Annotated in this window: 5 protein-coding genes; 2 read left to right on the top strand and 3 right to left on the bottom strand. The window is 34.9% G+C overall.

The features are described from left to right. Positions 1-26 precede the first annotated feature (26 nt). Both pdxH and E9099_RS17970 read left to right on the top strand, forming a co-directional pair. Complete coding sequence (gene pdxH, locus E9099_RS17975; RefSeq protein ID WP_136584887.1) at positions 27-674, top strand: pyridoxamine 5'-phosphate oxidase; 648 nt, start codon at positions 27-29, stop codon at positions 672-674. A 159-nt stretch (positions 675-833) separates the two neighbouring features. Continuing rightward, positions 834-1328, top strand: coding sequence for a CAP domain-containing protein (locus E9099_RS17970; protein ID WP_136584886.1), 495 nt, complete (start codon positions 834-836; stop codon positions 1326-1328). Between the two features lie 335 nt (positions 1329-1663). On the opposite strand, the gene E9099_RS17965 is transcribed toward E9099_RS17970, so the two are convergent. The 3 genes from E9099_RS17965 to E9099_RS17955 are packed head-to-tail and all read right to left on the bottom strand — an operon-like array spanning position 1664 to position 16913. Continuing rightward, positions 1664-3616, bottom strand: a complete 1953-nt coding sequence (locus E9099_RS17965) for an OmpA family protein (RefSeq protein ID WP_136584885.1) — start codon at positions 3614-3616, stop codon at positions 1664-1666. A gap of 1 nt (position 3617) precedes the next feature. Next, positions 3618-4565: a type IX secretion system membrane protein PorP/SprF gene (locus E9099_RS17960; protein WP_136584884.1), complete on the bottom strand. Its 948-nt coding sequence runs from the start codon at positions 4563-4565 to the stop codon at positions 3618-3620. A gap of 9 nt (positions 4566-4574) precedes the next feature. Further along, the gene (locus E9099_RS17955; protein ID WP_136584883.1) at positions 4575-16913 is read right to left on the bottom strand and encodes an Ig-like domain-containing protein; all 12339 of its coding nucleotides are present in this window, start codon (positions 16911-16913) and stop codon (positions 4575-4577) included. Between the last annotated feature and the right edge of the window lie 113 nt (positions 16914-17026).

Here is a 17026-nt window from a genome sequence, read left to right as displayed (position 1 = left end):
TGTAAATTTACATATAATTAAATGTTATGGAAAAAGACTTAAGCGACTATAGAAGAACTTACGAAAAAGGAGAATTACTACTAAAAGACACACCAGAAAATCCGTTAGAGCTTTTTAGGTCTTGGTTTAATGAGGTGGATCAACACTTTCCTGAGGACGAAACTAATGCTATGACAGTCGCGACAATTGGTAAGGATGGATTTCCTAAAAGTAGAGTCGTACTACTTAAAAAATTCACGTATGAAGGGTTTATTTTTTATACTAATTATGATAGCGAAAAAGGACAGGCGATACTTAATAATCCAAATGTGTGTTTATCGTTTTTTTGGCATGGCGCAGAACGACAAATAATAATTAAAGGTCAGGCAGAAAAAATTGCAGCCAATTTAAGTGATGGTTATTTTGAATCACGTCCGCGCGGGAGTCAATTAGGTGCGATTGTTTCTGATCAAAGTAGTATTGTAGAGAATAGAGAAGTTTTGGAAAACAAATTAAAACAGTTGGAACTTGATTATGAAGGTAAGGAGATAGAGAGACCAACGTTTTGGGGTGGCTTTATAGTTAAACCTATTTCCATTGAATTTTGGCAAGGACGACCTAACCGCTTGCACGATAGAATTTTATATAACTTAGATGCCGATTTTAACTGGGTAAAAAGTCGTTTATCACCATGATTTATCCGTTTACATGTATTCGGTTAGTGTGTTTTACCGATTAAATGCAGTTAAAATCGATTAAAAACACGTTTTTAATCGATTTTAACATTTCTTTAACAGTCTGTTAACTATAGCTGTTCTATTTTTAGAGTCCCAAACCTACTTAACTCTTTAAAAATGAGAACTTTTACCTATATAATGACTGTTTTTTGCTTCGCAATAATTTTAACATCTTGCTCTACTGATAGTTTAGATGATACTATTGAAATGGACAGTACCGCTATGGTTATTCCCGAAACTAAAGCAATTGAAACTGAAATTTTAGAACTTATAAATCAACACAGAATAAGTATTGGCTTAAATACTTTGGTTAATCATCAACTTATAAAAGGACAAGCTTTTAGTCATACAGATTATATGACAGATATAAGTGAAGTTAATCATGATCACTTTTTTACTAGAAAATCTTATTTAGTGAATAATGCAAATGCAGTAAAGGTTTCGGAAAATGTTGCTTATGGTTATTCTAGTGCAACATCAGTAGTTAATGCTTGGTTAAATAGTGAAGGACACAGAAAGAATATAGAAGGTGATTATACAGACTTTGAAATTTCAGCAGAATTAGGAGAGAATAATAAATGGTATTTTACAAACATTTTTATGAAAAAATAAAAGGAGTTATTTAAGTACTTCCTAAGTAATCACTTCAAAAGTATAAATCAAAAACCTGAACAATACATGAATTGTTCAGGTTTTTGATTTTTGTTATTATCTTGTTGCTTTTCATTTCAGACAAAAGGGTTTATAGGCAAACAGGTAGATTCTTAATTTTAAGTACTAGTTCTGTGTATTATAAGCTTACTTATAGCGGTATAAACAAATGAGAGACATTCTTGTTATTAGAATAGCTTGTGATGGACTGTATCGCAAGGTGGATAGTTTCCTTTAAGTCGTTTACCGTTTTGTAATAAAAAAGCCTTTCTGAATTTAGAAAGGCTTTTTTATTACTATTTATATTGATTTGTTATAATAAACTTAGATCGCCTATTTTCCTCATGTTCTTTGTCTGTACATTTTACGCCATTAGTACATTGGTTTAGTATTTGTGTTTCACCATAACCAATTGCACTTTGTATTCTGCTGTTTTCAATGCCGCGTGAGTATAAATAGTCTCGTGTAGATTTAGCACGACGGTCTGATAATTTTAAATTATAAGCATCACGTCCACGACTGTCCGTATGTGATTCAATTTTAATAATCATTTTTGGATGTTCTCTCATTACAGCTACTACGTTTTCTAATTCGTAAGCGGCATCAGCTCTAATAAAGGATTTATCGTAATCAAAATAGATAGGATTGATAACTATTTCGTTCTCTATAATTAAAGGGTCTAAATAAAGATCTATTGTAGTTGTTTCTCCATCAATAGGAGAGGTTAAAAATCCTTTTTTGTCAGGTCTGTAAATAACACGTTCTCCTAATATCGTATAAGTTTTATCACACCCGATACCCGTAAATTCATATTTACCATCTTTGTCAGTAAAATAAGTCTCTATAACTTTTCCGTTTATATCTAATAATGATACACTTACTTTAGATAGTGGTTCTCCAGATAATTTATTATAAGCAACACCAGAAACAATTTGTTTACATTGATATTTACCAAAAGCATAAATATCGTCTCCTCCTTTTCCGCCTTCACGATTGGAAGAAAAATAACCAGTTTGTGATTCAGAATCTATAAAGAAACAAAAATCATCAAAAGGACTATTAAATGGGGCGCCTAGATTTTTAATATATACTTCGGTTGAATCATTTTTTTTAATTTTAAGCAGATTAGTTTCAAATATATCAAGTAATCCTAAATTTAAATTTGCATCACTTGAAAAGTACAATGTTGAATCTTTAGCTACAAATGGAAATTTCTCGTTTCCTTCTGTGTTAATTTCTGCTCCTAGATTGTTAGGTTTGCCGTAAGTACCATCTTCTTTGATGGTGACTTTATAAAGATCTGTTTGACCAAAACCGCCGTCCATATCCGATACAAAATATAACGTTTTGTTATCTGGGCTTAAAGCGGGTGCTCCACAAGAATAGGCAGCATCGTTAAACGGTAATTCGGTTACATTGGTCCATTTATTCTCTAATAATGTAGATTTATATATTTTTAAATTGGAAGTTCCTTCTTTTGAATATCTACGTCTGTCTTTTTTAGAAACATTGTTTCTTGTAAAATACATGGTTTGACCATCATTAGTAATAGCTACTAGCCCTTCGTGATCATCCAAAGTATTTACAGTGGAGTTTAATTTTGTAGGTTCTCCATATGTTTTAGTTTCTTTTTCTTTTTCTATTTTTGTTTCAGATTGGAAAATATTAAGAAATGGCTCATTATTCCAATCATACAAATCTTTTTCGTCAACTATAGAGTCTTTAACCCAAGTAGAGTAGTAGTATAGTGTGTTTTTGTATTCATATCCACCAAAATCAGAATAACTAGTGTTTAATGGCAGGTTTTCTATATTTACATATACTTTTTCAGTGTTGGTAAGCTGATTATAATTTTCAATATTAAAAATATCAATATCCTTAATACGTTTATCCTTGTTGTTTTTTAATTTAAAATCTCTTAAATATTGATTAGCCAAATCGTATTTTTTTTGGCTTCTTAGTGTTTGTACATATTTATAGATGTATTCAGTATCAATGGAAGGATATTTTTCAATGGCTTTACCATACCAGAATTCAGCTTTCTCAACTTTACTAATATTAAAGTAACTGTCTCCTATTCTTTTCAGGATGTATTCAGTGCTATCTTCTTTTTTTAAGGCTTCTTTATATAGTTCGGCTGCCTTTTCATAAGAAAAGTCTCTGAAAAAATTATCAGCTACTTTTGTTTGAGCAACAGCTTGCTGCATAAACAATGCAAGTAGAATGTAAGAAATTATTTTTATTTTCATTTTAAAAATATCTAGGTGATTTTACACGTTTTGTAGGTTTGAAAACTTCAAACATTAATAGTATTTCATGTGTTCCGCCTGTATATGGTCTCAGGTCTGTAATATAATGTTCGTAAGCATAACCAATTCTCATTTGTGGAGATACTTGAAAATCTGCTAAAGCTCCAATGGTAGAAGTATCTCGGTTATATCTATAACTTCCCCCTAACCAAAATGTTTCGTTAAATAGAACATGAGCGCTCAGGTCAAATGAAATTGGAGCACCATTAGTTACTTTAACTAAAGCAGAAGGTTTAAGTTTTGTGTTTTCATCTAAATCAAAAACATAACCTCCGGTTAGGTAGTATCCAACACGTTCTAAAGCAACATAGTCAACTTCAGGGTCTAAAGAACTTTCATTATAGTCTGTATTTAATATTCTTGGGGCAGATAAACCAACATACCATTTATTTTGATGTAAGTATGCACCAACACCAATGTTAGGATTCCATTTATTAGTAAAGTTACTAAAGAAAGGATCTACAGATATTGTAGGATCATCTAAAAAACCTTCTTGATCCAAATTATAATGTGTAAAGCCGGCTTTTAACCCAAATGCTAATTTAGTTTTTTCGGATAAGTTAATAGTGTATGAAAAGTCTCCGTATGCATAGACAAAGTTTTCAAAGCCTAACTCGTCGTTGATGACTGATAGTCCTAATCCCACTTTTTCATTTTTCATAGGTGCATGAATAGACACGGTAGAAGTGGTCGGTGCTCCTGCCAATCCAACCCATTGACTTCTATGTAAACCAACTATACTAATGGTTTCTCTACTTCCTGCATAGGCAGGATTAATAGCAATAGTGTTAAACATGTATTGAGAAAATTGGGGTAACTGTTGGGCTAATGCATTTAAGCAGCTAAACAGTAATATAACTCCAATACTATATATTTTTATTTTTTTCATCTATAGTTTTTATTTTGTTCCTAAGTAAAGAGGACCAGCTATTGGTTTGATTCCACTATCTAATATATTGATTACGTAATAATATGTTCCGTTTGGTAATCTTCCTGCAGATCCAACAGATCCACTTGGACTTTCGCCATTCCAGTCATTTTGGTAATCTCTAGATTCGAAAACAATGTCACCAAAACGGTTAAATATTTTTAAGTCTATTATAAATCCACATTGCTCCACACCACCAACAGTGAAAAACTCGTTATAGCTATCTCCATTTGGTGTAACGGCTTTAGATATATTTAAGTCATCTTCTCCACAAGGAAGAACAATACAGTCTTCATTAACAGAAATTGTCAACTCATAGGTGTTTAAACATCCTCCATTTAATGTTGCGTAGGTAAAGACATAATCACCGATTTCAACTTCAAGAGGGTCAAAAATTCCATTAACGATTGTTATTCCATCAGTTACAACTTCCCATTCGATGTCTGTGTCAGCATCTTCAGGTAAGAATTCGTATAAATCTAATAGGCCGTCTTCGGTACATCGATCAGCAGTTAATGGTGTTGTGAAATTTTCTGTAAGCACATTTATTGTATGTGTAATTACTGTGTCATTGTCACAGTTATCAGTTGCTGTCCAAGTCCATGTAATATCGTACATCTCTTCAGATCCAGTGAATGTTGTTGTTTCTTCAAACACAACTTCAACATCAGTTATAGAACAATTATCTTCAAATATTAATTCAGGTATTTCAGGAACGTTAGAACATATAACACTTGTTGGTAAATCTATAGGTGTAATTAATTCAGGACCTGTAGTATCTACTATATTAACAGTAGCGGTAAATGTAGTAGCGTTTCCAGTTGCATCAGTTAATGTGTAGACTACTTCAATTGTTCCGCTAGCACCGCAAGTAGATACTAAATTAGCAAAGTCATAATTAGATGTTACTGTAAAATTATTATCACATGCATCTGTTGCACAATTTTCTAAAGCTGTAATATTAGTCTCGTTCCATGTTTCTGCAAGTAAAGCATTATTATCACCGTCACATTCGATAGTTTCATCTAGAACCGCACAAGTTGTAACATTCGGCGGTGTGGTATCTTCTATTAATTCTGTAGTCGTTTCACCTGTAGCTGTTACTGTTTCTCCATTTAGAATTACTGTAGCTGTTGCAGTAGCTGTATTTACAACTTGTGTGGCATCAATATCTAATTGTGTAACTAAATACGTTGCAGTATAAATCCAAGTTTCAGTAGGCTCTAGAACATCGTTACTGTTTAAATCACCAGAAACATATGTTACTGAAACAGGTGTTGCAGCATTAACTAGTAAAGGATCCGTTATTACAACATTTTCTAGTGATAAAGTACCAGTGTTTGTTACTGTGAATGTATATGTTATTGTTTCATCAACTTCAGTACAGTCGTTAGCATTATCATTATTGAAAACACCTGTTTTAACAATGTTAAGTAATGCTGTAGGAGTACAGAACATTACTTCTGTATTATTCTCATCAATCACATATGTATCCGTAGCAGTCACCTCTGTATTACCAAGAATTTCGATACCATCCACAGTTACTGTGTTAGTAATAATTCCAGCATCAACATCAGCTTGCGTTACGGTGTAGTTATTAGCAGTATAGATCCAAGTTTCCGTTGGCTCAATCACACCGTTAGTGTTAGTATCACCAGCAAGCACTAAGTCAGTAGTAATATTACCACCTAATAATGCATCTGTAATAGTTATTGAGTTAACCGATACAGTCCCTGTATTAGTTACAGTGAATGTATATGTTACTTCGCTACCAAGTACTAAACATTCCTCAGCGTTTGCAATCGCAGCCGACTTAACAATGTTTAATCCATTAGTTGGAGTACAGAACATTACTTCTGTATTATTCTCATCAATCACATACGTATCCGTAGCAGTTACATCTGTATTACCAAGAATTTCGATACCATTCACAGTTACTGTGTTAGTAATAATTCCAGCATCAACATCAGCTTGCGTTACGGTGTAGTTATTAGCAGTATAGATCCAAGTTTCCGTTGGCTCAATCACACCGTTAGTGTTAGTATCACCAGCAAGCACTAAGTCAGTAGTAATATTACCACCTAATAATGCATCTGTAATAGTTATTGAGTTAACCGATACTGTACCTGTATTAGTTACAGTGAAGGTATATGTTACTTCGCTACCAAGTACTAAACATTCCTCACCGTTTGCAATTTCAGCAGACTTGACAATGTTTAAACCACTAGTAGGAGTACAGAAAGTTACTTCTGTATTGTTCTCATCAATCACATACGTATCCGTAGCAGTCACCTCTGTATTACCAAGAATTTCGATACCATCCACAGTTACTGTGTTGGTAATAATTCCAGCATCAACATCAGTCTGAGTTACGGTGTAGTTATTAGCAGTATAGATCCAAGTTTCAGTTGGCTCAATGACACCGTTAGTGTTAGTATCTCCAGCAAGCACTAGGTTAGTAGTAATATCACCACCTAATAATGCATCTGTAATAGTTATTGAGTTAACCGATACTGTACCTGTATTAGTTACAGTGAAGGTATAGGTTACTTCGCTACCAACTACTAAACATGCGTCTCCGTTTGCAATTTCAGCAGACTTAACAATGTTTAAACCATTAGTTGGATCACAGAAAGTTACTTCTGTATTATTTTCATCAATCACATACGTATCGGTAGCAGTTACATCTGTATTACCAAGAATTTCGATACCATCCACAATTACTGTGTTAGTAATAATACCAGCATCAACATCAGCCTGAGTTACGGTGTAGTTATTAGCAGTATAGATCCAAGTTTCAGTTGGCTCAATCACACCGTTGGTGTTAGTATCTCCAGCAAGCACTAAGTCAGTAGTAATATTACCACCTAATAATGCATCAGTAATAGTTATTGAGTTAACCGATACAGTCCCTGTATTAGTTACAGTGAATGTATATGTTACTTCGCTACCAACTACTAAACAAAGATCACCGTTTGCAATTTCAGCAGACTTGACAATGTTTAATCCAAATGTAGGATCACAGAAAGTTACTTCTGTATTATTCTCATCAATCACATATGTATCCGTAGCAGTCACCTCTGTATTACCAAGAATTTCGATACCATCCACAGTTACTGTGTTAGTAATAATTCCAGCATCAACATCAGCTTGCGTTACGGTGTAGTTATTAGCAGTATAGATCCAAGTTTCCGTTGGCTCAATCACACCGTTAGTGTTAGTATCACCAGCAAGCACTAAGTCAGTAGTAATATTACCACCTAATAATGCATCTGTAATAGTTATTGAGTTAACCGATACAGTCCCTGTATTAGTTACAGTGAATGTATATGTTACTTCGCTACCAACTACTAAACATTCGTCTCCGTTTGCAATTTCAGCAGACTTGACAATGTTTAAACCATTAGTTGGAGTACAGAACATCACTTCTGTATTATTTTCATCAATCACATACGTATCCGTAGCACTTACATCTGTATTACCTAGAATTTCGATACCATCCACAGTTACTGTGTTAGTAATAATACCAGCATCAACATCCGCTTGCGTTACGGTGTAGTTATTAGCAGTATAAATCCAAGTTTCAGTTGGCTCAATTACACCGTTAGTGTTAGTATCTCCAGCAAGAACTAGGTCAGTAGTAATATTACCACCTAATAATGCATCAGTAATAGTTATTGAGTTAACCGATACAGTCCCTGTATTAGTTACAGTGAAGGTATAAGTTACTTCGCTACCAACTACTAAACATTCGTCTCCGTTTGCAATTTCAGCAGACTTGACAATGTTTAATCCAAATGTAGGATCACAGAAAGTTACTTCTGTATTGTTTTCATCAATCACATACGTATCGGTAGCACTTACATCTGTATTACCTAGAATTTCGATACCATCCACAGTTACTGTGTTAGTAATAATACCAGCATCAACATCCGCTTGCGTTACGGTGTAGTTATTAGCAGTATAGATCCAAGTTTCCGTTGGCTCAATTACACCGTTAGTGTTAGTATCACCAGCAAGCACTAAGTCAGAAGTAATATTACCACCTAATAATGCATCTGTAATAGTTATTGAGTTAACCGATACAGTCCCTATATTAGTTACAGTGAATGTATAGGTTACTTCGCTACCAACTACTAAACAAAGATCACCGTTTGCAATTTCAGCAGACTTAACAATGTTTAAACCATTAGTAGGCGTACAGAACATTACTTCTGTATTATTCTCATCAATCACATATGTATCCGTAGCAGTTACATCTGTATTACCAAGAATTTCGATACCATCGACAGTTACTGTGTTAGTAATAATTCCGGCATCAACATCTGCTTGCGTTACGGTGTAGTTATTAGCAGTATAAATCCAAGTTTCAGTTGGCTCAATTACACCGTTAGTGTTAGTATCTCCAGCAAGAACTAGGGCAGTAGTAATATCACCACCTAATAATGCATCTGTAATAGTTATTGAGTTAACCGATACTGTACCTGTATTAGTTACAGTGAATGTATATGTTACTTCGCTACCAACTACTAAACAAAGATCACCGTTTGCAATTTCAGCAGACTTAACAATGTTTAAACCATTAGTTGGAGTACAGAATGTTAAATCTGTATTGTTTTCATCAATCACATACGTATCCGTAGCAGTCACCTCTGTATTACCAAGAATTTCGATACCATCGACAGTTACTGTGTTAGTAATAATTCCAGCATCAACATCAGCTTGTGTTACTGTATAGTTATTAGCAGTATAAATCCAAGTTTCCGTTGGCTCAATCACACCGTTGGTGTTATTATCACCAGCAAGCACTAAGTCAGTAGTAATATCACCACCTAATAATGCATCAGTAATAGTTATTGAGTTAACCGATACAGTCCCTGTATTAGTTACAGTGAAGGTATAAGTTACTTCGCTACCAACTACTAAACATGCGTCTCCGTTTGCTATTTCAGCAGACTTAACAATGTTTAAACCATTAGTTGGAGTACAGAAATTTAATTCTGAGTTGTTTTCATCAATTACATACGTATCATTTGTTTCTAAGCTTGTTAATCCGTCAGGCTCTAATCCGCTTATTGTAACAGTGTTAGAGATTACACCAGCATCAACGTCCTCTTGTGTTACTGTATAATTTGGAGCTGTATAAACCCAAGTTTCAGAAGGATCAAGTAAACCATCGTTATTGGTGTCTCCTGTCAAAGTTACATCAGCAGTAATGTCACCGCCTAATAAAGTGTCTGTAATTGTTATAGAGTTAATAAGTAAATCACCAGGATTTGTTACTGTGAATATATATGTTACTAAATCTCCAGCAACAATACAGGTATTTCCATTAGCATTGATAGCAGATTTCACGACGTTTAATCCAGCTACACCATCTATAGTAATATATACCGTTGCAGTATCACAAGCTTGGTCAGTATTATCGTCGCAAATAGTATATGTAAATGAATCAGTGCCAGAGAAACCAGGATTAGGAGTGTAAGTAAAGTCTCCATTAGGAGCAATAGTTAAAGTACCGTTGGTTGGTTCAGTATTACTGGTTACTGATTGATTATCACCTTCAATATCATTATCATTAATTAGTACATTATCAATAACCGAAGTTGTTGGTGTTGTAGTGTATGCATCGTCATTAGCATTAGTTGTGTTAGGCGAATCCGTAGGTTGAACCGTTACCGTTACAGTAGCTGTATCACAAAGTGCAGGATCAGCATCATCACATATTGTATACGTAAATGTGTCTTCACCAATAAACCCATCATTAGGAGTGTAAGTAATTACACCAGTAGTTGGATCTACGGTTACAATTCCATTATCCGGAGTTGTTGTGTTAGTAACTGTAATTGTATCTCCATCAGGATCAAAATCGTTAGTAAGAACAACAATATCTACAGGAGTTCCTTCTGGTGTAGTTGCCGTATCGGCATTAGCGATAGGTGCTTCGTTTCCAGGACCACTTACAGGTAATACTTCAATATAGACCGTTGCTGTATCACAAGCTTGAGGATTACCATCATCGCAGATTGTGTAGGTGAAAGTATCTTCACCAGTAAATCCAGAGTTAGGCGTATAAGTATAGTTTCCAGTAGAATCAATAGTTACAGATCCATTAGTTGGTTGTGTATTATCAGTTACTGTTTGAGTATCACCTTCGTAATCTTCATCATTAGTTAAAACGTTTCCAGTTACTGGTAGATCTTGGAAAGTGTTATTGATATCAGTGATGGCATCTGTTGTATTAGCAATACCACCAATTGTAATATATACCGTTGCAGTATCACAAGCTTGGTCAGTATTATCATCACAAATAGTATATGTAAATGAATCGGCACCAGTAAATCCAGAGTTAGGCGTATAAGTAAAGTCACCATTAGACGCGATAGTTACTGTTCCGTTAGTTGGATTAGTATTAGCAGTTACTGTTTGATTATCACCTTCAATATCATTGTCATTTAATAGTACATTATCAGATATATTAGCACCAGGTGTTGTAGTGTATGCATCGTCATTAGCATTAGTTGTGTTAGGCGAATCCGTAGGTTGAACCGTTACCGTTACAGTAGCCGTATCACAAAGTGCAGGATCAGCATCATCACATATTGTATACGTAAATGTGTCTTCACCAATAAACCCATCATTAGGTGTGTAGGTAATTACACCTGTAGTTGGATCTACGGTTACAATTCCATTATCCGGAGTTGTTGTGTTAGTAACTGTAATTGTATCTCCATCAGGATCAAAATCGTTAGTAAGAACAACAATATCTACAGGAGTTCCTTCTGGTGTAGTTGCCGTATCGGCATTAGCGATAGGTGCTTCGTTTCCAGGACCACTTACAGGTAATACTTCAATATAGACCGTTGCTGTATCACAAGCTTGAGGATTACCATCATCGCAGATTGTGTAGGTGAAAGTATCTTCACCAGTAAATCCAGAGTTAGGCGTATAAGTATAGTTTCCAGCAGAATCAATAGTTACAGATCCATTAGTTGGTTGTGTATTATCAGTTACTGTTTGAGTATCACCTTCGTAATCTTCATCATTAGTTAAAACGTTTCCAGTTACTGGTAGATCTTGGAAAGTGTTATTGATATCAGTGATGGCATCTGTTGTATTAGCAATACCACCAATTGTAATATATACCGTTGCAGTATCACAAGCTTGGTCAGTATTATCATCACAAATAGTATATGTAAATGAATCGGCACCAGTAAATCCAGAGTTAGGCGTATAAGTAAAGACACCATTAGACGCGATAGTTACTGTTCCGTTAGTTGGATTAGTATTAGCAGTTACTGTTTGATTATCACCTTCAATATCATTGTCATTTAATAGTACATTATCAGATATATTAGCACCAGGTGTTGTAGTGTATGCATCGTCATTAGCATTAGTTGTGTTAGGCGAATCCGTAGGTTGAACCGTTACCGTTACAGTAGCCGTATCACAAAGTGCAGGATCAGCATCATCACATATTGTATACGTAAATGTGTCTTCACCAATAAACCCATCATTAGGAGTGTAAGTAATTACACCAGTAGTTGGATCTACGGTTACAATTCCATTATCCGGAGTTGTTGTGTTAGTAACTGTAATTGTATCTCCATCAGGATCAAAATCGTTAGTAAGAACAACAATATCTACAGGAGTTCCTTCTGGTGTAGTTGCGGTATCGGCATTAGCGATAGGCGCTTCGTTTCCAGGACCACTTACAAGTAAAACTTCAATATACACTGTTGCTGTATCACAAGCTTGAGGATTACCATCATCGCAGATTGTGTAGGTGAAAGTATCTTCACCAGTAAATCCAGCGTTAGGCGTATAAGTATAGTTTCCAGCAGGATCAATAGTTACAGATCCATTAGCAGGTTGCGTATTCTCAGTTACTGTTTGAGTATCACCTTCGTAATCTTCATCATTAGTTAAGACGTTTCCAGTTACTGGTAGATCTTGGAAAGTGTTATTGATATCAGTGATGGCATCTGTACAGTTAATAAGAATTTCTGTTGTAACTGTTGTTGTACATCCATTAGCGTCTACAACTGTTACTGTGTAGTTAGCTTTAGGTAAGTTAGCAAATGTGCCATCAGTTTGGTAGTTAACACCACCATCAATAGAATAGGAGTAAGGAGCAATACCTCCCGCACCTTCTACTATAATTGTGCCTAAACCTTCACATACAATATCTGTTTGTGTAGAAATAGTAGCAGAAACATTGGTTGCAGGTTCTAAAATTGTTGCCGAATCTGTCGTTTCACAACCTTTAGAGTCCGTAATAGTTACAGAATAATTTCCTGCTATTACATTTATTAAATCTTCAGTAGTTGCACCATTGCTCCATAAGAAAGTATAGGCTCCATTACCACCGTTAACTGCTAAGTCTAGTGATCCAGTAGCATCTCCTTTACATAAAATGTTTGATACAGCTATTGCAGAACTTAAAATATTAGGTTCGTTTATAGTTATAGTTGTATTTGTAGTGCATAGCGTTACATTATCTGTAACTGTGATAGTATAATCACCAGCTGATAAATTGTTAACTGATGTAGTTGTATTAGAAAGAGTATCCCAAGAATAGCTAAAGTTTCCAGATCCACCAGTTACAGTAGCTGTTACACTTCCATTACTTTCTCCAAAACAAACCGCTGGGCTAGAAGTTCCTGTTACCGATAGATTGTCACATGTACCAGGATTAACAGTTACAGTAGTTGAATCTATACAATCATTGGCATCTGTTACTGTTACAGTGTAATTACCAGCAGCAAGTCCTGTGATTGCACTAGTAGTTTCTCCTCCGGGAGACCAAGAGTAGATATAAGGTTCAACACCTCCAGTAACAACCGCTGTTGCTGTCCCATCATTTGTTGTTGGCCCTAATTCGTCAGTAGTTGTAGCAGTAATGGCAAGCGCGTTACTCGGTTCAGTAATAGCTATTGTTGCCTCAACAGCTTGACAAACTGTCCCATCAATTGTTACACTTACAGAATAGACACCTGCAGCTAAGCTTGCTAACGTACTAGTTGATACACCTGCATTAACTTGACCTGTCGACCATGTAAAAGTGAAAGTAGCACTAGGATTAGCATCAGAATTAGCGGTTACAGTTCCTGCGCCAGTTGTGTCACCAGTACAAAGTACATCACTAACATTAGTAATTGCAATTTCGGCATCACAAGTATTAACACATTCTATTACTATACTTTGAGTTATAGTACAATTATTAGCATCCGTAATAGTTACACTGTGCGTTCCGTTAGATAGTCCAATAGCAGTAGCAGTTGTTTGACTACCAGCAGAAGTACTCCATTGGTAAGTATATCCTGAAGTTCCTCCAGAAACTATGGCTGTTGCTTGACCATTAGAGCAACCTTGTGCTGTAGTAGCATCTACTTTAGTTATATTTAGACTAAGAGCAGTCGTTGGTTCAGAAATAGTTGCGCCAATAGAGGTAGTACACCCATTAGCATCAGTTATGGTTACATTATATGCGCCAGCTAATACATTTGATAAATCTTCAGTATTAGTATTGGTAACATCATTCCAAATAAATGTATAAGGTAATTTACCTCCAGTTACTGTGATGTCAATGCTCCCTGTTGCTTCACTATTACATAATACATCTGTTACAGATGTTATAGTTGCAGAGATAACAGGCTGTGTTACTGTTATTATTTGTGTATGCGTCGTCGTTAAATCGCACTGATCTGTTGCAGTCCAAGTTCTTGTAATCGTATAGCTTCCAGTACATACATCTCCAGATTCTGTTTCATTAAAGTTAACAGAGGCACTACCACAATTATCTGATGCTGTTATATTTGGTGTATTTGGTATGTTATCAACTGTTACAGTTATATCAGCAGGTAAGCTTTGATTAAAATTAGGAGGAGTAGTATCAATTATAGTAAATACTCCAGATATAAGAGTAATATTCCCACAATCATCTATTACAGAGTATTCTGCCTCGATAGTTCCTCCACATGCGTTAGGTACATAATTAGAGAAATTAAAATTTGATGTTACATTATTTGTTGAATCTATATCACAATCGTCAGTTCCACAATTTCTTAAAGCTGCAATATTATTATTATTCCAGTCATTAGCTTCAGATTGGTTTGAAGTACTATTGCATTCAATGGTCTTATTTATAGTAGCACAATTAGTTAAATCTGGTCCCGTATTATCTTCTATGGTCAGAGTAGCGCTAGTTGTAGATGTATTATCACACTCATCTCTTACAGTATAGGTAACAGTTATGCTTCCACTAGTTCCACAATCCTTTATAAAATTAGAATAATAGTAGTTAGATGTAACAACAAGGTTAGCTGATACAGTACAATTATCCGTACTACAGTTCTGTAATAAACTAATATTAGCAGCATTCCAATCGTCTACAATAGTATTGTTATTAGCACTAGAGCATTCTTCATTAGTTTGTGAGATAAGATTGCAACTACTTAAATCTGGTCCAGTAGTATCTTTAATCGTTATGTTTGTAATTGCTGTTGCCGTATTTCCACAATCGTCTGTAACAGTAAAAGTTCTTTTTATAACTGTTGTACAAGTAGCGGTAGAAGTTATGGTATCAATATAAGTTACAGATTGTACATTAACATCATCACTGACATTATAGTTAGAAAGTGTATTGAATGTACTTAGAACATTATTAGAGTTAGTACTGCCATAATTGAATTCGGAATTAGCAACTGTTATGTCATTAGCTTCGCAGCCCTCGATTGTTATTGTTGAAGGTACTGTAATAACAGGGTTTTCACTGTCTGGCGAATCAACAATAATAGCGTCCATATAAGCCTCGCAGCCATTAAAATCTGTAACTAAAACGCTATAATTTCCTGCTGGAATATTATTGTTATCTTGAGTTACAACACTATTATTCCAAGCATAAGAATAAGGAGCAGTACCACCTACAACAGTGATGTCAATGCTTCCAGTATTACCAGTGCCACAAATAGCGTTTGATATTGCTATATTAGAAATTTCTAAGGCATTATTAATAGTTGTCGTTGAAGCATTAGTACAACCTAAGGTATTATAAACATTTATATTATAATTTCCAGGAACTAAGTTAGGAAATGTGGTTGAATTTTGCGGGCTACCTCCATTAATACTGTAAGTATATTGACTACCAACGGGAGAGGTAATATTAATAGTATTTGTATCATTACTATTATTACAGCTTATATCTACAACCGGCGCAGAAGGTAAAGGTTGGTAATTTATAGTCACAGTAGCTTCATCACAAACAGCTTGGTTTGGAGAAGGTAAGCAAACCTTATAGTCAAAGGTTACTGGTCCCGTGTAACCAGGATTAGGTATGTAAGTGTAATTACCATTAGCGTTTAAATTAAAAGATTGTCCTGCTGGTGAGGGGCCAGAAATTACAGAAAAAGTTGAATTATTTGGAACATTAGCAACATCCTTTAAATCTCCATTAATTTCGTTATCTATACATTCGTCAAAATCGTCATCAACAGCATATTTTTGAAGAAGGAAAAATTTACCATCACCATGATCTCTAGTGGCACCAACAAATTCGATTTTTGTAATTTTAGAACCAGTTGGAGCAATGGAGTTTAAATAAAACAAACCGATGGCAATTGTTTGACCATTTTCGTTACAGCGTCCAGATCTCCAATAATCGGAGTTAGCATTTATAGGAGGTGCAAAATTACACCCCCAGTTGTCACCTATGTTTCTAACAAAAGTATTACCTAATTGTTGTTCTGGTCCTCCGCCAACTGGTATACCCCATATTTCAACATAATAACAGTTGTTTCCACCTCTTTCCGTAACGGCTAAAATTCCGCCATCATTGGAAGGTATTGGCTCATTATAAAAAATGGTTTGTCTTTGTGCATCTGTAGTTTCTGCTCTTGAAAAATTACCACATACATTTCGTCCATTTGGATTAGCAGAATAATAATGATTTAAATTTTTATCTTGAAAGGCACTTAATGCTTTATTATTCCAATTTGGATCTGCACTAGTACTAGCTATAGTTGCGCCATTTTCATAAATTTTATTAGGACCATTTCCGTCAGGACCTAATGTTGTCATTTCATAGGATGTAGGAACTACAAAGGTATTATATAACAAACCGTCTATTGTGATAGACTCAATAATCGCAGAACTTCCGTTGTTAGGTTGCGCGGCTGACCACTGAAATGTAACACCTGTTTGAATTGAAGGAGATTGTGTTTGTGCAAAAGTAAAACAACTAAACATAAATCCGATTAGCATGGCTAATACTGATTTTGAATATTTCAAATTAGTTTCTATTTTTCTCAAAATTTTTATAATTTTTTAACTATATCTTATTATTTTTAAATCAAAAATTAAGTTTAACAGCACCTACCGTTTTTTAGTAAGTTTATAAAGATTAAATAGGAAGGAGAATTTGA

The sequence above is a fragment of the Psychroserpens sp. NJDZ02 genome (genome assembly GCF_004843725.1).
In the GTDB taxonomy this organism is placed as follows: Bacteria; Bacteroidota; Bacteroidia; order Flavobacteriales; family Flavobacteriaceae; genus Olleya.
Note: the sequence above shows the minus strand (reverse complement) of the source record. Positions and strands in the feature narration are given on the sequence as shown.

Excerpts from the sequence above, each read along its gene's own strand:
- pdxH (WP_136584887.1), top strand. The coding sequence starts at position 27 with ATGGAAAAAGACTTAAGCGACTATAGAAGAACTTACGAAAAAGGAGAA.
- E9099_RS17970 (WP_136584886.1), top strand. The coding sequence starts at position 834 with ATGAGAACTTTTACCTATATAATGACTGTTTTTTGCTTCGCAATAATT.
- E9099_RS17965 (WP_136584885.1), bottom strand. The coding sequence starts at position 3,616 with ATGAAAATAAAAATAATTTCTTACATTCTACTTGCATTGTTTATGCAG.
- E9099_RS17960 (WP_136584884.1), bottom strand. The coding sequence starts at position 4,565 with ATGAAAAAAATAAAAATATATAGTATTGGAGTTATATTACTGTTTAGC.